Source organism: Winogradskyella schleiferi (assembly GCF_013394655.1).
GTDB lineage: Bacteria > Bacteroidota > Bacteroidia > Flavobacteriales > Flavobacteriaceae > Winogradskyella > Winogradskyella schleiferi.
The window spans coordinates 3,032,081-3,049,146 of the sequence record NZ_CP053351.1 but is presented as its reverse complement, the minus strand read 5'-3'; the positions used below and the strand labels follow the sequence as shown (position 1 = coordinate 3,049,146).

The window sequence follows — 17,066 nt, the reverse complement described above, 5'->3', positions numbered from 1 at the left end:
TTAATCTAGGGATTGGTTTTCTAATGACGCTTTTTTCAGCAATATATCGTATTCTTCGGCGGATAAATTACCGTAGTAAAAATTAATTGGGTTTATACGTTCTCCGTCTTTAAAAACTTCGTAATGTAAATGAGGTGCTTCTGAACGACCTGTACTACCAACATAACCAATTAAATCACCACGCTTTACACGCTGATTTACTTTCACATTGTACTTATATAAATGCGCATACAAGGAAATATAGCCATAGCCATGATCTATACGAATATGATTTCCATATCCAGTAGACCTATTATCGGCTCGTTTAATAACGCCATCTCCAGAAGCATAAATTGGTGTGCCGCGAGGCGCCGTAAAATCCATACCAAAATGAAATTTCCTAACCTTTGTAAACGGATCGGTTCGATAACCATAACCCGATGCCATTCGTGTCATATTCACATTGCTTATGGGTTGAATCGCTGGGATGGCTTCTAAAAATTTCTCTTTGTCTTCAGCAAGTTTGGCAATTTCATCCAAAGATTTGGATTGTACGACTATTGCTTTTTCCAAAATATCCAAGCGCTTGTTGCTTTCGGTAATAAGTTGAGAGTTATCAAACCCTTCATATTTTTTATAACGGTTAACACCGCCAAACCCTGCGCGTCGTTGCTCTGTTGGAATAGGATTGGCTTCAAAATAAAGTCTGTAAATGGCATTGTCTCGTTCTTCAACATTTTCCAGAGCAGCAATGGCATCGTCCATACGTTTATTGATCAGCTCGTATTGCAACTCCATATTTTGCAATTCTCGTGCCATCTGACGTTCTTTTGGCGACTCTATATATTGACTGGCAATGAAAAACGACAGAAATCCAAAAAGAGCTGCAGCCGTTAAAAAGACTGTTACATACTTAAAAGTTGTTCTTTTTTTACGCTGTATCTTACGGTAAGAAAGCGTTTCGGAATCATAATAATATTTTACTTTAGCCATGTTTGAATTTATACTATTTTTGCAGCTAATAAGCGCACAAAGCAAGCGACTTTTATTAGCTTAACGTCCAAACCTACAAAAATAATATCACATTATATTTTAATGTAGTTAATTTGGAGGTTCACGAACACCAAAATCTAAATTGAGGGATTGGTGAGTAAAGATAAAAAATTGTTTTGCATTTTTGGCAATTAATTAATAACAAGCTCTAATTTCAATATATGAAGTCTCAAGACATCCGTTCTAAATTTTTAAACTTCTTTGAAGGAAAACAACATCTTATTGTGCCTTCTGCTCCAATGGTATTGAAGGATGACCCAACCTTAATGTTTGTTAATTCTGGAATGGCACCTTTTAAAGAGTATTTTTTAGGAAATGCAGAACCAAAAAAGAATAGAATTGCAGATTCGCAGAAATGTTTACGGGTTTCTGGAAAGCACAATGATTTAGAGGAAGTAGGATACGATACTTATCACCATACCCTTTTCGAAATGTTGGGCAACTGGAGTTTTGGCGATTATTTTAAGAAGGAAGCCATTGCTTGGGCATGGGAATTACTGACTGAAGTTTATGGTATAGACAAGGATATCCTTTATGTCACTGTTTTTGAAGGTAGTGATGATGACGATAAGCTTGAAATGGATACCGAAGCTTATGATATTTGGAAGCAGTATATTTCTGAAGATCGTATTTTAAAAGGTAATAAAAAAGACAATTTCTGGGAAATGGGCGATCAAGGTCCTTGTGGCCCTTGTAGCGAAATCCATGTCGATATTCGTTCGGTTGAAGAAAAAGCAACGGTTGATGGCAAGACTTTAATTAATAGGGATCATCCACATGTGGTTGAAGTATGGAATTTGGTCTTTATGCAATACAATCGTAAAGCGAATAAATCGTTAGAGCCATTGCCAAATAAGCATATCGATACAGGAATGGGATTTGAACGTTTGTGTATGGTTTTGCAAGGTGTTCAAAGTAATTATGATACCGATGTTTTTACTCCGATTATTCGTGAAATTGAGACGATTACGGATAAAAAATATGGAATCAATGACGAAATTGATATCGCCATCCGTGTGATTTCAGATCATGTGCGAGCTGTTGCTTTTTCTATTGCAGATGGGCAATTGCCAAGCAATACAGGTGCAGGTTATGTGATTCGTAGAATTTTGCGTAGAGCAGTCCGTTATGGGTTTACGTTTTTAGATAAAAAAGAACCATTTATATATCGATTAGTGGATGTATTGAGTAAAAAAATAGGCGAGGCATTTCCTGAATTGAGAGCTCAAAAAGCATTGATTGAAAACGTCATTAAAGAAGAAGAAGCCTCATTTTTAAGAACTTTGGATCAAGGTTTGGTATTACTGAACCGTATTGTTGAAGACACAAAAGGAGATACCGTTTTTGGCGAAAAGGCTTTTGAGTTGTATGATACTTATGGTTTTCCTATTGATTTGACAGCTTTAATTTTATCTGAAAAGAATTTAAAGTTAGATGAAAAAGGATTTAATAAGGAATTACAAAAACAAAAAGACAGATCGCGATCGGCAAGTGAAACTTCAACCGAAGATTGGACTATTTTAATCGAAGATGATGTTGAAGAATTTATTGGTTACGATACTTTAGAAGCCAACGTGAAAATTACGAGATATAGAAAAGTGACTTCTAAAAAAGACGGAGAAATGTACCAATTGGTGTTCAATTTAACACCATTTTATCCTGAAGGTGGTGGACAAATTGGAGATAAGGGATTTCTACAAGATGCTCATGGTGATGTGGTTTATATTTTAGATACCAAGAAGGAAAATAATGTGATTATCCATCTGTGTAAAAACTTACCTAAGCATCTCAATGAAAGTTTTAAAGCTGTTGTAAGTAGTGAGCATAGAGCCTTATCGTCTAGCAATCATACAGCGACCCATTTATTACACCAAGCCTTGAGAACTGTTTTAGGAGACCATGTGGAGCAGAAAGGCTCCTTGGTAAAACCAAAATCACTTCGATTTGATTTTTCACATTTTTCTAAAGTCACACCAGAACAGTTACAAGAAATTGAAGATTTTGTCAATGCCCGAATTGAATGGAAATTACCATTGGAAGAACAACGCAATATTCCAATGGAAAAGGCCATGGAAGAAGGCGCGATGGCATTATTTGGGGAAAAATATGGAGATACTGTACGAACGATTCGTTTTGGAAAGTCTATAGAGTTGTGTGGCGGAATTCATGTAAAGAACACTTCTGATATTTGGCATTTTAAGATTGTCTCTGAAGGTGCTGTTGCAGCAGGTATAAGACGAATCGAAGCGATTACAAACAGAGCTGTACGAGATTATTTCTCTGAAAACAATTCGGCTTATCTCGAAATGAAGGGCTTGTTGAACAATGCTAAAGAACCCGTTAAAGCTTTAGAGCAACTTCAAGAGGAAAACAGTGACCTGAAAAAACAAATAGAAGGTTTATTAAAAGATAAGGCGAAAAATATAAAAGGCGAACTAAAGAATGAGTTAACCGAAATAAATGGTATTCAGTTTTTAGCTAAGAAGCTCGATTTGGATGCCAATGGAATAAAAGATGTCTGTTTTGAAATGGGAAGTCAGTTTGATAATCTTTTCTTGTTATTTGGAGCAGAGAATGACGGTAAAGCAATATTGTCATGTTATATTTCTAAAGAATTAGTGGCCAGTAAAGGTCTAAACGCTGGAACAATTGTTAGAGAGCTAGGTAAACATATCCAAGGTGGTGGTGGTGGACAGCCTTTCTTTGCCACAGCTGGAGGTAAGAATCCTTCTGGAATTGAAGCTGCTTTGGCGGCTAGTAAGGATTATTTAAGTTAAAAATAAGGCTCGCAAAGGCGCGAAGTCGCAAAGCGTTATGTGTGTACTGTTGCGGAATCGTGGGGAAAAAGATATTTTTAGAATTGAAAGAAGTCAAGTTTAAGATATTTTGGGTTTTTTGAGTCTGAGTAAGCCTTTGCGTCTCTGCTGCCGAATACTTTGGGTATGGCGAGAAAAAAGATTCATATAAAGGAAATGAATAATTATTATTAACTTTCAAATGAAAATCTCTTAAACCCATTAAGACAGAACGAAAAAAGCATCAATAATAGTAGGCCATTTTTTTAATAAATAAGAAACCATTTTTTATTTTACAAGAGTAAGCCTTTGCGTCTCTGCGCCTTTGCGAGAAAATGAATTTACAAACAAAAATACCATTCAAGCCACAACGGCACAATCAAATAGATTACAACTCTAAGATTGTACTACTAGGCTCATGCTTTTCAGAAAATATTGGAGAGAAGTTCAACTATTTCAAGTTTCAAACTAAACTCAATCCTTTCGGAATATTATTTCATCCTTTAGCAATTGAACAACTAATTACTCGTTCCATAAATAAAGACTATTATTCTGAAGACGATTTACACTTTCAGAATGAACAATGGAGCTGTTTAGATGTGCATTCTAAATTAAATAAAGCTTCCAAAAAAGATTTATTAGAAACGCTTAATTCTCAAATTGATGTGACTTACAATCAACTCATTAATGCAAGTCATGTCATAGTAACTCTAGGAACAAGTTGGGTTTACAGACATGTAGCAACTGATAGAATTATTGCCAATTGTCATAAATTACCACAAAAACAGTTTTTAAAAGAGTTGCTTTCGATTGAAGAAATTACAGAATCGTTAGAAGCAATTATCACGTTAGTGCGAGATATTAATCCCAATGTGAATTTTATTTTTACGGTGTCGCCAGTAAGACACATTAAGGATGGCTATGTAGAAAATACATTAAGTAAAGCGCATTTAATTGCTGCTGTGCATGAGTTGCTAAATCAAAAATCTTCAATTGTGAATCGTCAATCTTACTATTTTCCGTCTTATGAGATTATGATGGACGAATTAAGAGATTATCGATTTTATAATGCTGATATGTTGCATCCAAACGACGTTGCGATAGATTATATCTGGGAAAAATTTAAAGGTGTTTGGATCAGTGAAGAGGCTATAAAGACTTCAGGGAAAGTGGCTTCAATTCAAGCAAGAAAAGCGCACCGACCTTTTAATCCAACTTCGCAAGCACATCAAGATTTTCTGACTAAACTACAGTCAGAAATTGATGATTTACGTATAAAACATCCTCACATTTCGTTTTAAAATAAACAAAATCAAATAGTTATAAAAATATACGCAATTCATCGTATGTTTTGGCTTTAACTTATTGTGCAAATTTGTCTCATTATTAATCTTTAAATTATTAAAAAATGAGAAAATTCAACCAAATCATGTTATTTGTAATGACAGTTTCATTAGTAACATTCACATCATGTTCTTCAGATGACGACGGAGGAGGTGTAGGCAGTGCACCTTCAGGAACTTTAGTTGCTAACGTAGATGGCGCAAATTATCAATCAATGGAGATTTCGTCTTCTGCAACTTTAGCTAATAATGGACAAAATCTTATAATCATAGCCACTAATAGCGATGGCAATGCTTTTTCGTTTACTATTTTCGGTTATAGTGGCGTTGGTACTTATGATTTTGATGGTTCAATAAGCACAGGAGTTAATGTGGCATCCTATACGGAAACCGATGTCAATTTAAGTAATCCACAAAATTCCACCACAGAAATATGGCAAGCACCTTATGAGAATTTATCCGTTGGCTCTATAAGTATTTCAGAGGAAACAGATACCAATATCAAAGGGACTTTTGAATTTACCTGTAAAAATGTCAATGGAGATCAGTCCTTGAAAACAATTACTGATGGATCGTTTGATTTACAGAAGCAAGTTACTAACTAAGAAAGTTTAGAAGAAAGGTCAGAAAACTCAAATTTAAAAATTAGCGAAGCTTGCATTCGTTAAGAATGCAGCTTTTCTTTTGGCTCAAAATTTTTAACAACTTTATTATGACTATCATTTTGGGCGAAAAAATTCAATATTAAAATACAATTCTTATGAAATCATTATATAAAAAACTACTTTTTACAGCTTTAGCTATATTTTTTTTAGGAATGTCAAGCCCGATCAACGCACAAAAATCTATGCAAGATTTAGCAGAATTGAAAGACAGAAAATGGGATAAGTTAGTTAAAAGCTATAAAAACAATAGTACCTGGATTGACCAGCTAAAAGGGTTATTAAATACAGATTTATTATCTGAAGATAATTTACCTAACCCGAAAAAAATTGGGGTCTTGACGATGCAGATTTGGGATAAATCTATAACTACATCAAGTAAAATAGGAAATACCACCTTGTTTTCAAAAAACTATTTAACAGCTTCAGGAAGTAATATTGTTGCAGACAAGTTTCTTGATAATATGTTGCCTATTTTAAAAACTAAATTTAAGGAAGAAAACATTTCTTTATTAGAACCAAAAGACTACTTAACTAATGAAGAAAAAACAAATATTTATAAAGAAGGTGTAAATAAAGTTGAATTAAGCGGTCTCTCTAAGTCCTTACAAAAATTGAATAAATTTTTCACTAAGAAAGATTTAGAAGTTCAAGGTTCGTTGTCTGCTACGGGATATGAATTTTATCCTTTAAGCGCGAAATTAGTTTCGTCAGACTTTAAAGCACCTGCTTCAGTAGGATTAATAGCGCAAGATCTAGAATTGGATGCCGTACTAGTAATCACCATTAATGTGAGTTTAGAGAAACGAGGTAGAAGTTTGGTGCTCCACGGTATAGAAACAGCATTAGTTGGACCAATTGATGATGATACAGGCAAAGAATTTAAAGGGGTAATAGGAGCAGGGATGATGAATAAATATCGTGACGGCTTAAGCTTCAGTTCAGTTTACTTTGAAGTAGAACCATTTGAAATTGCGGAATTGGATAAAAAAAGTGGGAATTTTGAGGAGTGGTATTTAGAAGGATTGGATACAGTAACTTCAAGAATGTATGATGATTTAATTACAGGGATGAAAAAATTCATAGCCTTAGATAAGTCGAGGCGATAAATCTCATTGTTAAGATTCGTTTTTTTAATCAAGCGCAGTTATTGATAGTTGCGCTTAATCTTTTAAAACTTCAATTTATCGAAAAAACATCGCAGGATGAAAATATCTTTTTATATTAAAATGCTATTAATCAATATTTCAAGAAAAGCATCAGATATTTTTTCTGTTTTAAAACACAGAATGTACTTGATGTTTTTTTTATGTTTCAATATGAATGCAAAACTAATCCTCAGTGTCTTAATTTGTCTTTTTTCATTATTAGGGTTTTCCCAAAACTTAGATAGTCTTTTAACCGTTGCCAAGAACACTAAAAACGATTCCGCAAAAATAAAACTGTACAACAAAATTGCCTTTAGTTATATTTTTAGAGATACAAAAAAAGCTGTTGCCGTTATTAAGGAAGGCAAGGATTTGGCAGAAACTGCGAAATTCCAATTTGGAATGACCGAACTTACCAATACACATGGTATTTACATGGATGTAATGGGGAAAAGTGATTCTGCGCGATATTATTTTGAAAAGGCACTGAAGATGAGTCGGAAGCATGGATTTAAAAAAATTGAAACCATGTGCATCAATAATCTTGGAATGTTCAATTGGAACAGGGGAAACTACAATATCGCTTTGGATTATTTTTTTCAAGCCCTCAAAATCAATGAAGACTTAGAGAGTGAAAGGGCTTCGGCATCATCCTTAAATAATATAGGGCTCATATACCAAGAAATGAACCTGAACGAAAAGGCTTTGGACTATCACAAAAAAGCATTAGTCGTTCGGGAAAAATATAATATGGAAAATGAGCAAATCGCCTCATTAAATAATATTGGCATCAACCTAAAGGACTTAGGAAGAATTGACGAAGCCATTTCTACCTACAAAAAAGGTATAGCATTGGCCAAACGAAAAGAAAATTTAATGGAGTATTATCGGCTTTTGGATAATTTAGCAAATGCCTACTCTGAAAAAAATGAGCTAGAATTAGCCTTACAAACCTATTTAAAAGCGTTGGAAAGAGCCGAAGGCTATAATGCAGATGAAAAAAGCCTTTTATCCACTTACAATAATATAGCGACCCTATACAATGAAACCAATCAACCAAAATTGGCAAAAATGTATTTAAATAAAGGGTTTTCGCTGGTTGAAAAATATCCCGAAACCGAATTGGTTGCTGCAGACCTTTATCTAACAAGTGCAGAAAGCCACTATATGTTAGATGATTTTGAAATGGCAAGAGCGCATAGATCCAAATTTACAAACTTAAAAGATTCTATTTTTTCAGAAACAAATGCGGAAAAAATTGCGGATTTAGAGATTAAATACGAAACCGAAAAAAAAGAAACCGAGATTCTTTTGCAACGCGCCAAAATTGCTGAAAGTGATCTAATCATTCAAGAACGGAATTATCAGATATTCGGACTAATTGGTTTGGCCGTTATTTTAAGTGTCATTGGTTACCTCATCTATAAGCAGCAAGAATTAAAAAACAAACAGTTACAAAAGGAAAATGAACTTAAAGATGCATTAATCAGAATTGAAACCCAAAACAAACTACAGGAACAGCGATTAAGAATAAGTAGGGATTTACATGATAATATTGGAGCTCAACTCACATTTATAATTTCATCTATTGATAATTTAAAATATGCTTTTGAGATTAAAGATGAAAAATTAAATACAAAACTCAGTACCATTAGCAATTTTGCATCAAGCACCATTTATGAGCTCAGAGATACGATTTGGGCCATGAATAAAAGTGAAATTACATTTGAAGATTTACAAATCAGAATTTCAAACTTCATCGATAAAGCCGATTTAGCGTCTCATAATATTACCTTCAATTTCAAGGTTGAAGATGGAATTAATAAAACATTTACCTCCATAGAAGGCATGAATATTTATAGAATCATTCAAGAAGCCATTAACAATACACTCAAATATGCAGAAGCTTCTGATATAAATATCGTTATTAGTAAAGTTAATAAACAAATGCAAATTGAGATTACAGACGATGGAAAAGGGTTTGATGAAACTAAAGTGGCATTAGGCAATGGCATCCAAAACATGAAAAAAAGAGCCATGGAAATGAATGGCAACTTAATTGTAAGATCGGGTAAAAACAGGGGCACAACAATTTCCCTCAATTTATAAACTAAGATTAAATTCAATGGAACACTTTTAAATGGGAAATGAATATGAAAACAAAAATTGCCATAGTAGATGATAATAACTTCCTCATAAAAACGGTAGAGGAGAAGTTGTCTTTTTTTGAGGATTTAGAAGTGAAGTTTAATGCTTCGAATGGTTTGGACCTGTTGGAAAAACTCGATGAAAACAATAATGTGGATTTAATTTTGATGGATATTGAAATGCCAACCTTAAATGGTATTGAAGCTACAGAAAAAGTGAAGCAAAAATATCCACAAATAAAAATTATAATGCTCACCGTATTTGATAACGACGAAAACATTTTTAATGCCATTAAAGCAGGAGCCGATGGCTATTTATTAAAGGAAATCAATGCAGGTGATTTACATTCCGGTATTTTGGACACCTTAAATGGTGGTGCAGCCATGAATCCTTCAATTGCTTTAAAAACTTTAAAGTTATTACGAAATCCATTTGTTGAAAATAAAGAAGAAAAAGAGCAAATAAAACTTACCGAACGCGAAATCGATGTCTTGGAACAGTTGAGTAAAGGTTTAAGTTATAATGCCATTGCAGAAAACCTCATTCTTTCAACGGGAACCATAAGAAAACATATAGAAAACATGTATCGCAAACTTCAGGTGCATAATAAGTTGGAAGCCGTTCAAAAAGCGCGACGCAATAATATTATTTAACTGCCTGTTTTTTTGCTTTGAAATGTTCTATTTGCTTCAATGATTTATATAAGAATTTATTTATCAATCCTAACGCTATCAGGAACGAGTTGCGTATAATCGCCATGATTTCTAATTACATCTCTAACAATTGAAGACGAAATAAAAGAGGTTTTGGCAGCTGTCAATAAGAATACGGTTTCAATTTTAGACAACTTTCTATTGGTATGGGCAATCGCTTTTTCAAATTCAAAATCAGCAGGATTTCTTAGTCCTCTAAGAATAAATTGTGCATCAATTTTGTCACAAAAATCGATGGTCAACCCTTCATAGGTGACGACTTTTACTTTAGGCTCATTTTCAAACGATTTCTTAATAAAAGCTTTTCGTTCATCTAAAGGAAACATGTATTTTTTTTCGGCATTAATACCAATGGCAACGACTACTTCATCAAACAATTTAATGCCACGCTTTATAATATCGTAATGTCCATTTGTAATAGGATCAAAAGATCCTGGGAATAATGCTCGTTTCATCCACAATTTTTTGTCGATCCCATAAAAATGAGAATCTAGTTTATCAAATTCTTTAACAAAGATACAGATTAATCAATTGAATTTAAGTTTCAGGATTCATGGTTCAGAATTGGATAGTTAACCTTATTCAATTTTTATAGCAACTTGACTTTTTACGACTTTGTGAGAATTCAAAAATCGTAAATCAAAAATCATCAATAGTTACGGTTTCCCTTCTTTGGAGGGTTTAAGGGAGGCTTCTATCGCACTTCCAAACAAATCCTTCAAGCTAATACCAGCTTTTGCGGCTTGTTGAGGTAAAATGCTTTCTTTAGTTAAACCAGGAACAGTGTTCACTTCAAGCAAATAAGGTTCATCATTTTTAAAGATAAATTCACTTCTGGAAAAGCCTTTCATTTTTAGAATTTCATAAATTTTTTTCGCTTCGGATGTCACTTTAGTCGCATAATCTTCAGAAATTCTTGCAGGTGTAATCTCTTGTGATTTGCCTTCATATTTAGCTTGATAATCAAAAAAATCGTTTTCAGAAACGATTTCGGTAATGGGTAAAACAAGTGTTTCGCCTTTATAGGAAATAACACCAACCGACACTTCAACACCATCTAAAAATTGTTCGATGATGATTTCGTTATCTTCTTTAAATGAATTGTCAATCGCAGCCTGAAGCGCTTCTTTTTTATACACCTTGGAAATTCCAAAACTACTTCCAGCTTTGTTGGCCTTTACAAAACAAGGTAAGCCCACTTTAGCGATAATCGCATCTTCATCAACGGAATCGCCAAGGTTAAGCGGGTAGCTTTCAGCCGTTTTAATGCCATAGGGTTTTAAAGTCGCCAGCAAATCACGCTTATTAAACGTCAATGCCGCTTGGTACATTGAGCAACTGGTTTGCGGGATGCCTAATAATTCAAAATAACCTTGCATAAAACCATCTTCACCAGGCGAGCCATGAATGGCATTAAAGACACAATCGAACGCTATTTTGGTTTCATTTACCAAAACCGAAAAATCATTTTTATCAACGTCAAATTCTTCGTCTAAATCATTGACAAAAACCCATTTGTCCTTAAAAATATGAATACGATATGCATTGTATTTATCCTTATCTAGCGCATCAAAAACTACGTTGCCACTCTTTAGGGAAATCTTATATTCGCTAGAATAGCCACCCATTATTATTGCAATATTTTTTTTCATCATAGTGCCCACGAATATGGGTGTCTTTTAAATTAAAAATAGTCGTACCGTAAAAGTATAATTTATTTTGATTGGTTGCATTTGTAATTTGAATTAGATGTTTCATAATCTAAATTTATAAAACATACGTATTTTGTGAGTACAACGTTATAATACCACTATAATTTCTTAGTTTTGCCAACAATTATTTGCTTATGAGTTTTGTTAAGTTTCTTACCAGTAAAGTTTTTTTTAAACAAATAGCATTGGCCATTGTTGCTGTTGTGGTGTTGTGTTTTATTATTTTAAAATGGTTGAATATTTCTACCAATCATGGCGAATTTGTTATTGTGCCAGACTTAAAGGGAAAATCATTGGAAACGGTTGGAATAGAATTGAAGGACAACGATTTGGCTATGGAAATCCAAGATTCTGCAAATTATAATCCCAAATACCCAAAATTTTCTGTAATAGAACAAAATCCTAAAGCAGGTTCTCAGGTTAAGGAAAATAGAAAAATTTATTTAATCTTAAACCCTTCTGGTTATCGTAAAGTTGAAGTGCCAAATATCTTAAAACGAACATTTAGACAGGCAAAACCACAATTGGAAGCTTTAGAGTTTGAAATAGGAGAAATCACTTATAAGGATGCCATTGGAGAAGGCGTAATGTCCATGTCCCATAAAGGCAAACCCTTAGAACCAGGCGCATTATTGCCATTGACATCGAAGATAGACTTGGTTGTTGGAAATGGTAAACTTTAATTAACAACCATGCCAAATATTCCAGATATTTCCGAAGACGACGACAACGAATTATACGAGCATCACGCGTTTAGGGTCGTAAAGGGTCAACAACCACTTCGTATCGATAAATACTTAATGAATTTCATTGAAAATGCCACGCGGAATAAAATTCAGGCTGCGGCAAAAGATGGTAGTATTTTTGTAAATGATGTTCCTGTAAAATCGAATTATAAAGTAAAACCAAACGACTACATTACCGTTAAGTTTGAGCATCCACCACACGAAAATCTATTAATTGCAGAAGATATTCCTATAGATGTGGTTTACGAGGATGATGATTTATTGGTGGTTAACAAACCCGCTGGAATGGTGGTACATCCAGGACATGGGAATTATTCCGGGACTTTAATAAATGCTTTAATATTTCATTTCGAAAATCTTCCTAATAACTCAAGTGAACGACCTGGTTTGGTGCATAGAATCGATAAAGATACCAGCGGATTATTGGTGATTGCCAAAACCGAACAAGCCATGGCGCATCTTTCGAATCAGTTTGCCAAAAAAACGAGCGAACGCGAATATGTGGCGTTGGTTTGGGGAAACATAGAAGCTGAAGAAGGGACTATTGAAGGCAATATTGGCCGTCATCCAAAAAACAGGTTACAGAACACCGTTTATTTGGAAGACGAAGACGAAAAAGGTAAACCAGCCGTGACCCATTACAAAGTTCTGGAGCGTTTGGGTTACGTCACTTTAGTGAGCTGTAAACTCGAAACTGGTCGCACGCACCAAATTCGTGTCCACATGAAACATATAGGACATACCTTATTTAATGATGAACGTTATGGAGGCGAACGTATCTTGAAAGGAACCACCTTTACCAAATACAAACAGTTTGTAGATAACTGTTTCAAGATTTTGCCGAGACAAGCCTTACATGCCAGAACACTCGGATTTGTGCATCCTACCACAGGTGAATTCATGAAATTTGAATCTGAAATTCCTGAAGATATTCAACAATGTTTAGAGAAATGGCGGCATTATGCTAAGCATACAGACGTTTAAAATAAAATATGATAATTGAATTAAATTGTTATTTTTGTAAGAGAATATATCAGAATTAGTATGAAAAGAAGAGACTTTATTAAAAAAACAGGACAAACGCTACTCATAACTTCTATAGCTAGTATTGTAGGAGTATCCTGTAGTACTTCCGATGATAGCGACGATGGAATGTTTGATGATGGCTACTATGACGATGGTTATTATGACGATGGTTACTATGACGACGGCTATTACGATGACGGTTACTATGACGACGGTTATTAAAACGTTTTATTTAAGTTAATAACATAATTTCAGTAAACTTCCTTATGTGCTAAATTACGCTAAAGGAAGTTTTTATATTTATACAATTTATGTCCCAGAATACCTTAACGCAGCAGACTTCCATTCTCGTTTATAAAAGTTATGGAGGTATGGGAGATATTTTTTTTACAATCCCTTCACTTTACATGCTGAAACAAAAATTTAGCAATGTTACATATGCGACCCAACCTCGATTCGTAAAGTTATTTAAGGCCAATTTGCCAGGAATTTCAGTATTAGATGAAAATGAAATTGATGAATCTGATTTTGATGAAGTTATAGAACTTGGTAATTATCCTAAATTTCATAATGACTTAGAGAAAAAACCTCAAATAACCTATCACACGCATAAAAAGGTTAAGCAACATTCTATTGAACACTACAAAGATGGTATTGTAGCCAAGTTTCCAGAGCTAATAAAAACCAAAGAAAAGTATCCTTACTTTCCTAAAACGACTTCTGGCGAACTGTATTACACCGTGCATCCAGGAGCTGGATTTTTACTTAAGGCTTGGCCGATTGATTATTATGCTAAACTAATGGAGTTAATTCATGATTATTTTCCACAACTAAAAGCCAAGATTATAATAGGACCGAATGACCCAAATCCTGAAGCCTATTTTTCTAATGCAAATTTAAATTATGATTTGGTAACAGGAGGTATCGATGAGGTTGCCAAAGAAATTTCAGGCGCATTTTTTCACATTGGTAATGATGCTGGAATCACACATTTGGCAGCTGCGTTTAATATTCCGATTTTGACGATTTATGGGCCAACAGGACCTGGTTCTTGGGGCGCATTTTCCGAAACAGTTGAATTGATTTGGGGAAAGCGAGGTAATTGCGGGCAAAGATGTAATTATAACGTGATTCTCGCTTGTGAAGATCGGGTTTGTTTAAATAAAGTGTCTCCAAAAAAGATGTTGTTTCTATTACTGCGACTTTTCAAAAGAATGGGCGTAGAGCAAACAAGCACTTACCTTATTAATCCAGAATTTACGGCTTCATTCGAAGATAATAGCATCATTTTTCAGAGTAAGGAAAATGAGTATTTAATTGATATTAATGATAAAGAAAGCTTTGAATTTATGAAGAACAGTTTATCTAAAACTGAAATTATTATAGACAAAATACCTAAGCAGTTTAGAGACATTTTTCAAGCCATGCTTGAACTGGATTTATTTGAGGTAATTCCTAATCTAAGGTCATTGAACAAATAGGATGGAGACTCTAAATCTTGATAATGTAACGCTCTTAGGTGTTGACTGCATTGATATTGACCGATTGATTTATGCTGCAGATGTATCCCAAAAGTATCTCAATTTTAAAGACGTTAAATTATTAACCCATTTAGAATCTGATGATAACCGCATTGTAAAAATACCGAAAATTGCAAGTATTGAAGCTTACAGCGAATTTATGATTAGGCAACTCAATGCTTATGTTGATACCGATTATGTTTTAGTCATTCAGTATGACGGTTTTGTCTTAAACCCTGGACAATGGCATTCTGATTTTTTGGATTTTGATTATATAGGCGCTCCGACAAAATGGGGAATGGGAAACGGTGGTTTTAGCCTACGCTCAAAAAAACTTTTAAAAATTATTGCTGAAGATTCACAAATTCAAATCTTCCATCCCGAGGATTACCATATCTGCCGAACCTATAAAACCTATTTAGAACATAAGGGTATGAAATTTGCCACTTCAGAAGTAGCGCATCAATTTAGTATCGAAAGTGGCATTTGGGATTCGCAATTTGGATATCATAATGCCAACATAGCCTCTTGGAATATTGATTTATACACTGATCCTATCAAGCATAAATCTTACATATCCAATTTTAAGGAATACTCAGAACATGCCCATATTAGAATAACTTATATCGTGCAGTTCTATTTAGAGGATAATACTTATGATCCCATTAAGGAATTGATAGATATTTACAGTAGTTATGATAACACTATATTAAAACAAATTCATTTCGTTTTTGTAGATGATGGCTCTAAAGCGCCAATCACTATTGCAGATGATGTGAATTTAAATTATACCTTGGTCAGAATTAACGAAAATATTAAGTGGAATCAACCTGGAGCAAGAAATTTAGGCGTGCAATATGCCAAATCCGAAAATATTCTCGTTACGGATTTGGACATCTTTTTTCCTGAAAATCTATTGGAGAGTTTACTTTATTTTTATCCTCCTAGAAACTCAATCTTCAAATTTGAAACCTATGCTGGTATGAAAAAAGTTGATCCTCATTTCAACGTGTTTTTTATGAATAAAGAGGTGTTTTTGCGAACCAAAGGAGTGGACGAAGATTTTTCTGGTGCCTATGGCCAAGATGATGTCTTTTTTTATTTCCTGCAAAAAGCAATTGGCACGAAGTTTTATAGGTATAGCTATTCTAATATAGTCCATAAAGAGCATAAGTATTTTGAGCATACACAACATAATAAACTTGTGAGGCATACAGAGCGGAATCTAGAAATCCTGGACAAAAAGATGGTAATAGTTAGAGATGACAATAGAAACCCACTAGAGGCTAGAAGTGATTTGTATCTGAATTTTACTTGGAAAGTGCTACAAGAACAATCAATGGTTTAATTATTGGCTTCATAAGTTCTATATATTCTACTATAGAAATTATAAAATACAAAGGTTGAATTCTATCATAGGTAATTGTAACTTTGAAAAAAGAAAAAACCTCTCTATGAAACTCGTACTGTCGCCAGCAAAATCATTGGATTACGAATCTAATCTACCAACAACTAAAGCTACTGAAGCTTCCTTTCTAGCCGAAGCAGAACGCTTAAATAAAGTATTGAAAAAGAAATCCACCAAGAGTTTATCTAAGCTTATGAGCATTTCAGATAATTTGGCGGAATTAAACTACGAGCGCAATCAAGAATGGGAATTACCATTTACCAAAGAAAATTCAAGACAGGCTATTTACGCTTTTAATGGCGATGTTTACAGAGGTTTGGATGCATATACCATAGATACCAAAAAACTAGATAAAGTTGAGGATACCGTCCGAATTCTTTCAGGATTATATGGCATTTTAAAACCTTTGGATCTCATTCAACCTTACCGACTGGAAATGGGTACAAAAATGGCTGTCGGAAAAAACAAGAATTTATATGACTTCTGGAAAAAGAAAGTGACAAAGGCTTTAAACGAGGAACTTGAAGATGATGAACTGTTCCTAAATTTGGCGAGTAACGAATATTTTAAGGTTATCGATACAAAAGCTTTAAAAGTACCTGTGGTCAACGTGGCTTTTAAAGAATTTAAGAACGGTAAATATAAAATCATAGCCATTTTTGCAAAAGTTGCGAGAGGCTTAATGACGAGATATATCATTGACACCAATGCCAAAACCATTGACGATATCAAAGGGTTCAATTACGAGGACTATGGATTTAGCGAACAATTATCGTCTGAGAATGAATTAGTGTTTACGAGATAATGTTCAGG

Annotated in this window: 15 protein-coding genes; 12 read left to right on the top strand and 3 right to left on the bottom strand. The window is 34.1% G+C overall.

Annotated elements, in window-relative coordinates; translation table 11 throughout:
* Positions 1-972 (bottom strand): M23 family metallopeptidase, encoded by a 972-nt coding sequence (locus tag HM990_RS13250; protein ID WP_178989401.1) that lies wholly within the window; start codon positions 970-972, stop codon positions 1-3.
* A 221-nt stretch (positions 973-1,193) separates the two neighbouring features.
* Between HM990_RS13250 and alaS the strand changes: the two genes are divergently transcribed.
* The 6 genes from alaS to HM990_RS13220 all read left to right on the top strand — a co-directional run bounded on the left by alaS (position 1,194) and on the right by HM990_RS13220 (position 9,781).
* Positions 1,194-3,809, top strand: a complete 2,616-nt coding sequence (gene alaS / locus HM990_RS13245) for an alanine--tRNA ligase (RefSeq protein WP_178989400.1) — start codon at positions 1,194-1,196, stop codon at positions 3,807-3,809.
* A 353-nt stretch (positions 3,810-4,162) separates the two neighbouring features.
* Complete coding sequence (locus HM990_RS13240) at positions 4,163-5,128, top strand: GSCFA domain-containing protein (RefSeq protein WP_178989399.1); 966 nt, start codon at positions 4,163-4,165, stop codon at positions 5,126-5,128.
* Between the two features lie 107 nt (positions 5,129-5,235).
* Positions 5,236-5,775 carry a DUF6252 family protein gene (locus HM990_RS13235; protein WP_178989398.1) on the top strand — a complete coding sequence of 180 codons (540 nt, stop codon included), beginning with the start codon at positions 5,236-5,238 and terminating at the stop codon, positions 5,773-5,775.
* A gap of 155 nt (positions 5,776-5,930) precedes the next feature.
* Positions 5,931-6,941 (top strand): hypothetical protein, encoded by a 1,011-nt coding sequence (locus HM990_RS13230; protein ID WP_178989397.1) that lies wholly within the window; start codon positions 5,931-5,933, stop codon positions 6,939-6,941.
* 210 nt (positions 6,942-7,151) lie between these two features.
* Positions 7,152-9,089, top strand: coding sequence for a tetratricopeptide repeat-containing sensor histidine kinase (locus tag HM990_RS13225; RefSeq protein ID WP_178989396.1), 1,938 nt, complete (start codon positions 7,152-7,154; stop codon positions 9,087-9,089).
* A gap of 44 nt (positions 9,090-9,133) precedes the next feature.
* Entirely contained in the window at positions 9,134-9,781 is a 648-nt protein-coding gene (locus tag HM990_RS13220) for a response regulator (RefSeq protein WP_178989395.1), read from the top strand.
* A gap of 56 nt (positions 9,782-9,837) precedes the next feature.
* Here the strand turns inward: HM990_RS13220 and coaD are convergent, their stop codons facing one another.
* The gene (gene coaD, locus HM990_RS13215) at positions 9,838-10,296 is read right to left on the bottom strand and encodes a pantetheine-phosphate adenylyltransferase (RefSeq protein ID WP_178989394.1); all 459 of its coding nucleotides are present in this window, start codon (positions 10,294-10,296) and stop codon (positions 9,838-9,840) included.
* 201 nt (positions 10,297-10,497) lie between these two features.
* The gene (locus HM990_RS13210; RefSeq protein ID WP_178991992.1) at positions 10,498-11,493 is read right to left on the bottom strand and encodes a D-alanine--D-alanine ligase; all 996 of its coding nucleotides are present in this window, start codon (positions 11,491-11,493) and stop codon (positions 10,498-10,500) included.
* A gap of 194 nt (positions 11,494-11,687) precedes the next feature.
* Here HM990_RS13210 and HM990_RS13205 point away from each other — a divergent pair, with 194 nt between their 5' ends.
* From HM990_RS13205 to yaaA, 6 genes are all read left to right on the top strand, one after another.
* Positions 11,688-12,236 carry a PASTA domain-containing protein gene (locus HM990_RS13205; protein WP_178989393.1) on the top strand — a complete coding sequence of 183 codons (549 nt, stop codon included), beginning with the start codon at positions 11,688-11,690 and terminating at the stop codon, positions 12,234-12,236.
* Between the two features lie 9 nt (positions 12,237-12,245).
* Entirely contained in the window at positions 12,246-13,283 is a 1,038-nt protein-coding gene (locus HM990_RS13200) for an RluA family pseudouridine synthase (protein ID WP_178989392.1), read from the top strand.
* 60 nt (positions 13,284-13,343) lie between these two features.
* Complete coding sequence (locus HM990_RS13195) at positions 13,344-13,547, top strand: hypothetical protein (RefSeq protein ID WP_178989391.1); 204 nt, start codon at positions 13,344-13,346, stop codon at positions 13,545-13,547.
* Positions 13,548-13,636: 89 nt separating this feature from the next.
* The gene (locus HM990_RS13190; protein WP_178989390.1) at positions 13,637-14,806 is read left to right on the top strand and encodes a glycosyltransferase family 9 protein; all 1,170 of its coding nucleotides are present in this window, start codon (positions 13,637-13,639) and stop codon (positions 14,804-14,806) included.
* 1 nt (position 14,807) lies between these two features.
* Positions 14,808-16,193 (top strand): DUF5672 family protein, encoded by a 1,386-nt coding sequence (locus HM990_RS13185; RefSeq protein ID WP_178989389.1) that lies wholly within the window; start codon positions 14,808-14,810, stop codon positions 16,191-16,193.
* A gap of 106 nt (positions 16,194-16,299) precedes the next feature.
* Complete coding sequence (yaaA, locus tag HM990_RS13180; RefSeq protein ID WP_178989388.1) at positions 16,300-17,058, top strand: peroxide stress protein YaaA; 759 nt, start codon at positions 16,300-16,302, stop codon at positions 17,056-17,058.
* Positions 17,059-17,066: the final 8 nt, after the last annotated feature.

Bases quoted from the DNA above. Each gene is read 5' to 3' on its own strand.
- HM990_RS13250 (WP_178989401.1), bottom strand. From the start codon at position 972: ATGGCTAAAGTAAAATATTATTATGATTCCGAAACGCTTTCTTACCGT.
- alaS (WP_178989400.1), top strand. From the start codon at position 1,194: ATGAAGTCTCAAGACATCCGTTCTAAATTTTTAAACTTCTTTGAAGGA.
- HM990_RS13240 (WP_178989399.1), top strand. From the start codon at position 4,163: ATGAATTTACAAACAAAAATACCATTCAAGCCACAACGGCACAATCAA.
- HM990_RS13235 (WP_178989398.1), top strand. From the start codon at position 5,236: ATGAGAAAATTCAACCAAATCATGTTATTTGTAATGACAGTTTCATTA.
- HM990_RS13230 (WP_178989397.1), top strand. From the start codon at position 5,931: ATGAAATCATTATATAAAAAACTACTTTTTACAGCTTTAGCTATATTT.
- HM990_RS13225 (WP_178989396.1), top strand. From the start codon at position 7,152: ATGAATGCAAAACTAATCCTCAGTGTCTTAATTTGTCTTTTTTCATTA.
- HM990_RS13220 (WP_178989395.1), top strand. From the start codon at position 9,134: ATGAAAACAAAAATTGCCATAGTAGATGATAATAACTTCCTCATAAAA.
- coaD (WP_178989394.1), bottom strand. From the start codon at position 10,296: ATGAAACGAGCATTATTCCCAGGATCTTTTGATCCTATTACAAATGGA.
- HM990_RS13210 (WP_178991992.1), bottom strand. From the start codon at position 11,493: ATGAAAAAAAATATTGCAATAATAATGGGTGGCTATTCTAGCGAATAT.
- HM990_RS13205 (WP_178989393.1), top strand. From the start codon at position 11,688: ATGAGTTTTGTTAAGTTTCTTACCAGTAAAGTTTTTTTTAAACAAATA.
- HM990_RS13200 (WP_178989392.1), top strand. From the start codon at position 12,246: ATGCCAAATATTCCAGATATTTCCGAAGACGACGACAACGAATTATAC.
- HM990_RS13195 (WP_178989391.1), top strand. From the start codon at position 13,344: ATGAAAAGAAGAGACTTTATTAAAAAAACAGGACAAACGCTACTCATA.
- HM990_RS13190 (WP_178989390.1), top strand. From the start codon at position 13,637: ATGTCCCAGAATACCTTAACGCAGCAGACTTCCATTCTCGTTTATAAA.
- HM990_RS13185 (WP_178989389.1), top strand. From the start codon at position 14,808: ATGGAGACTCTAAATCTTGATAATGTAACGCTCTTAGGTGTTGACTGC.
- yaaA (WP_178989388.1), top strand. From the start codon at position 16,300: ATGAAACTCGTACTGTCGCCAGCAAAATCATTGGATTACGAATCTAAT.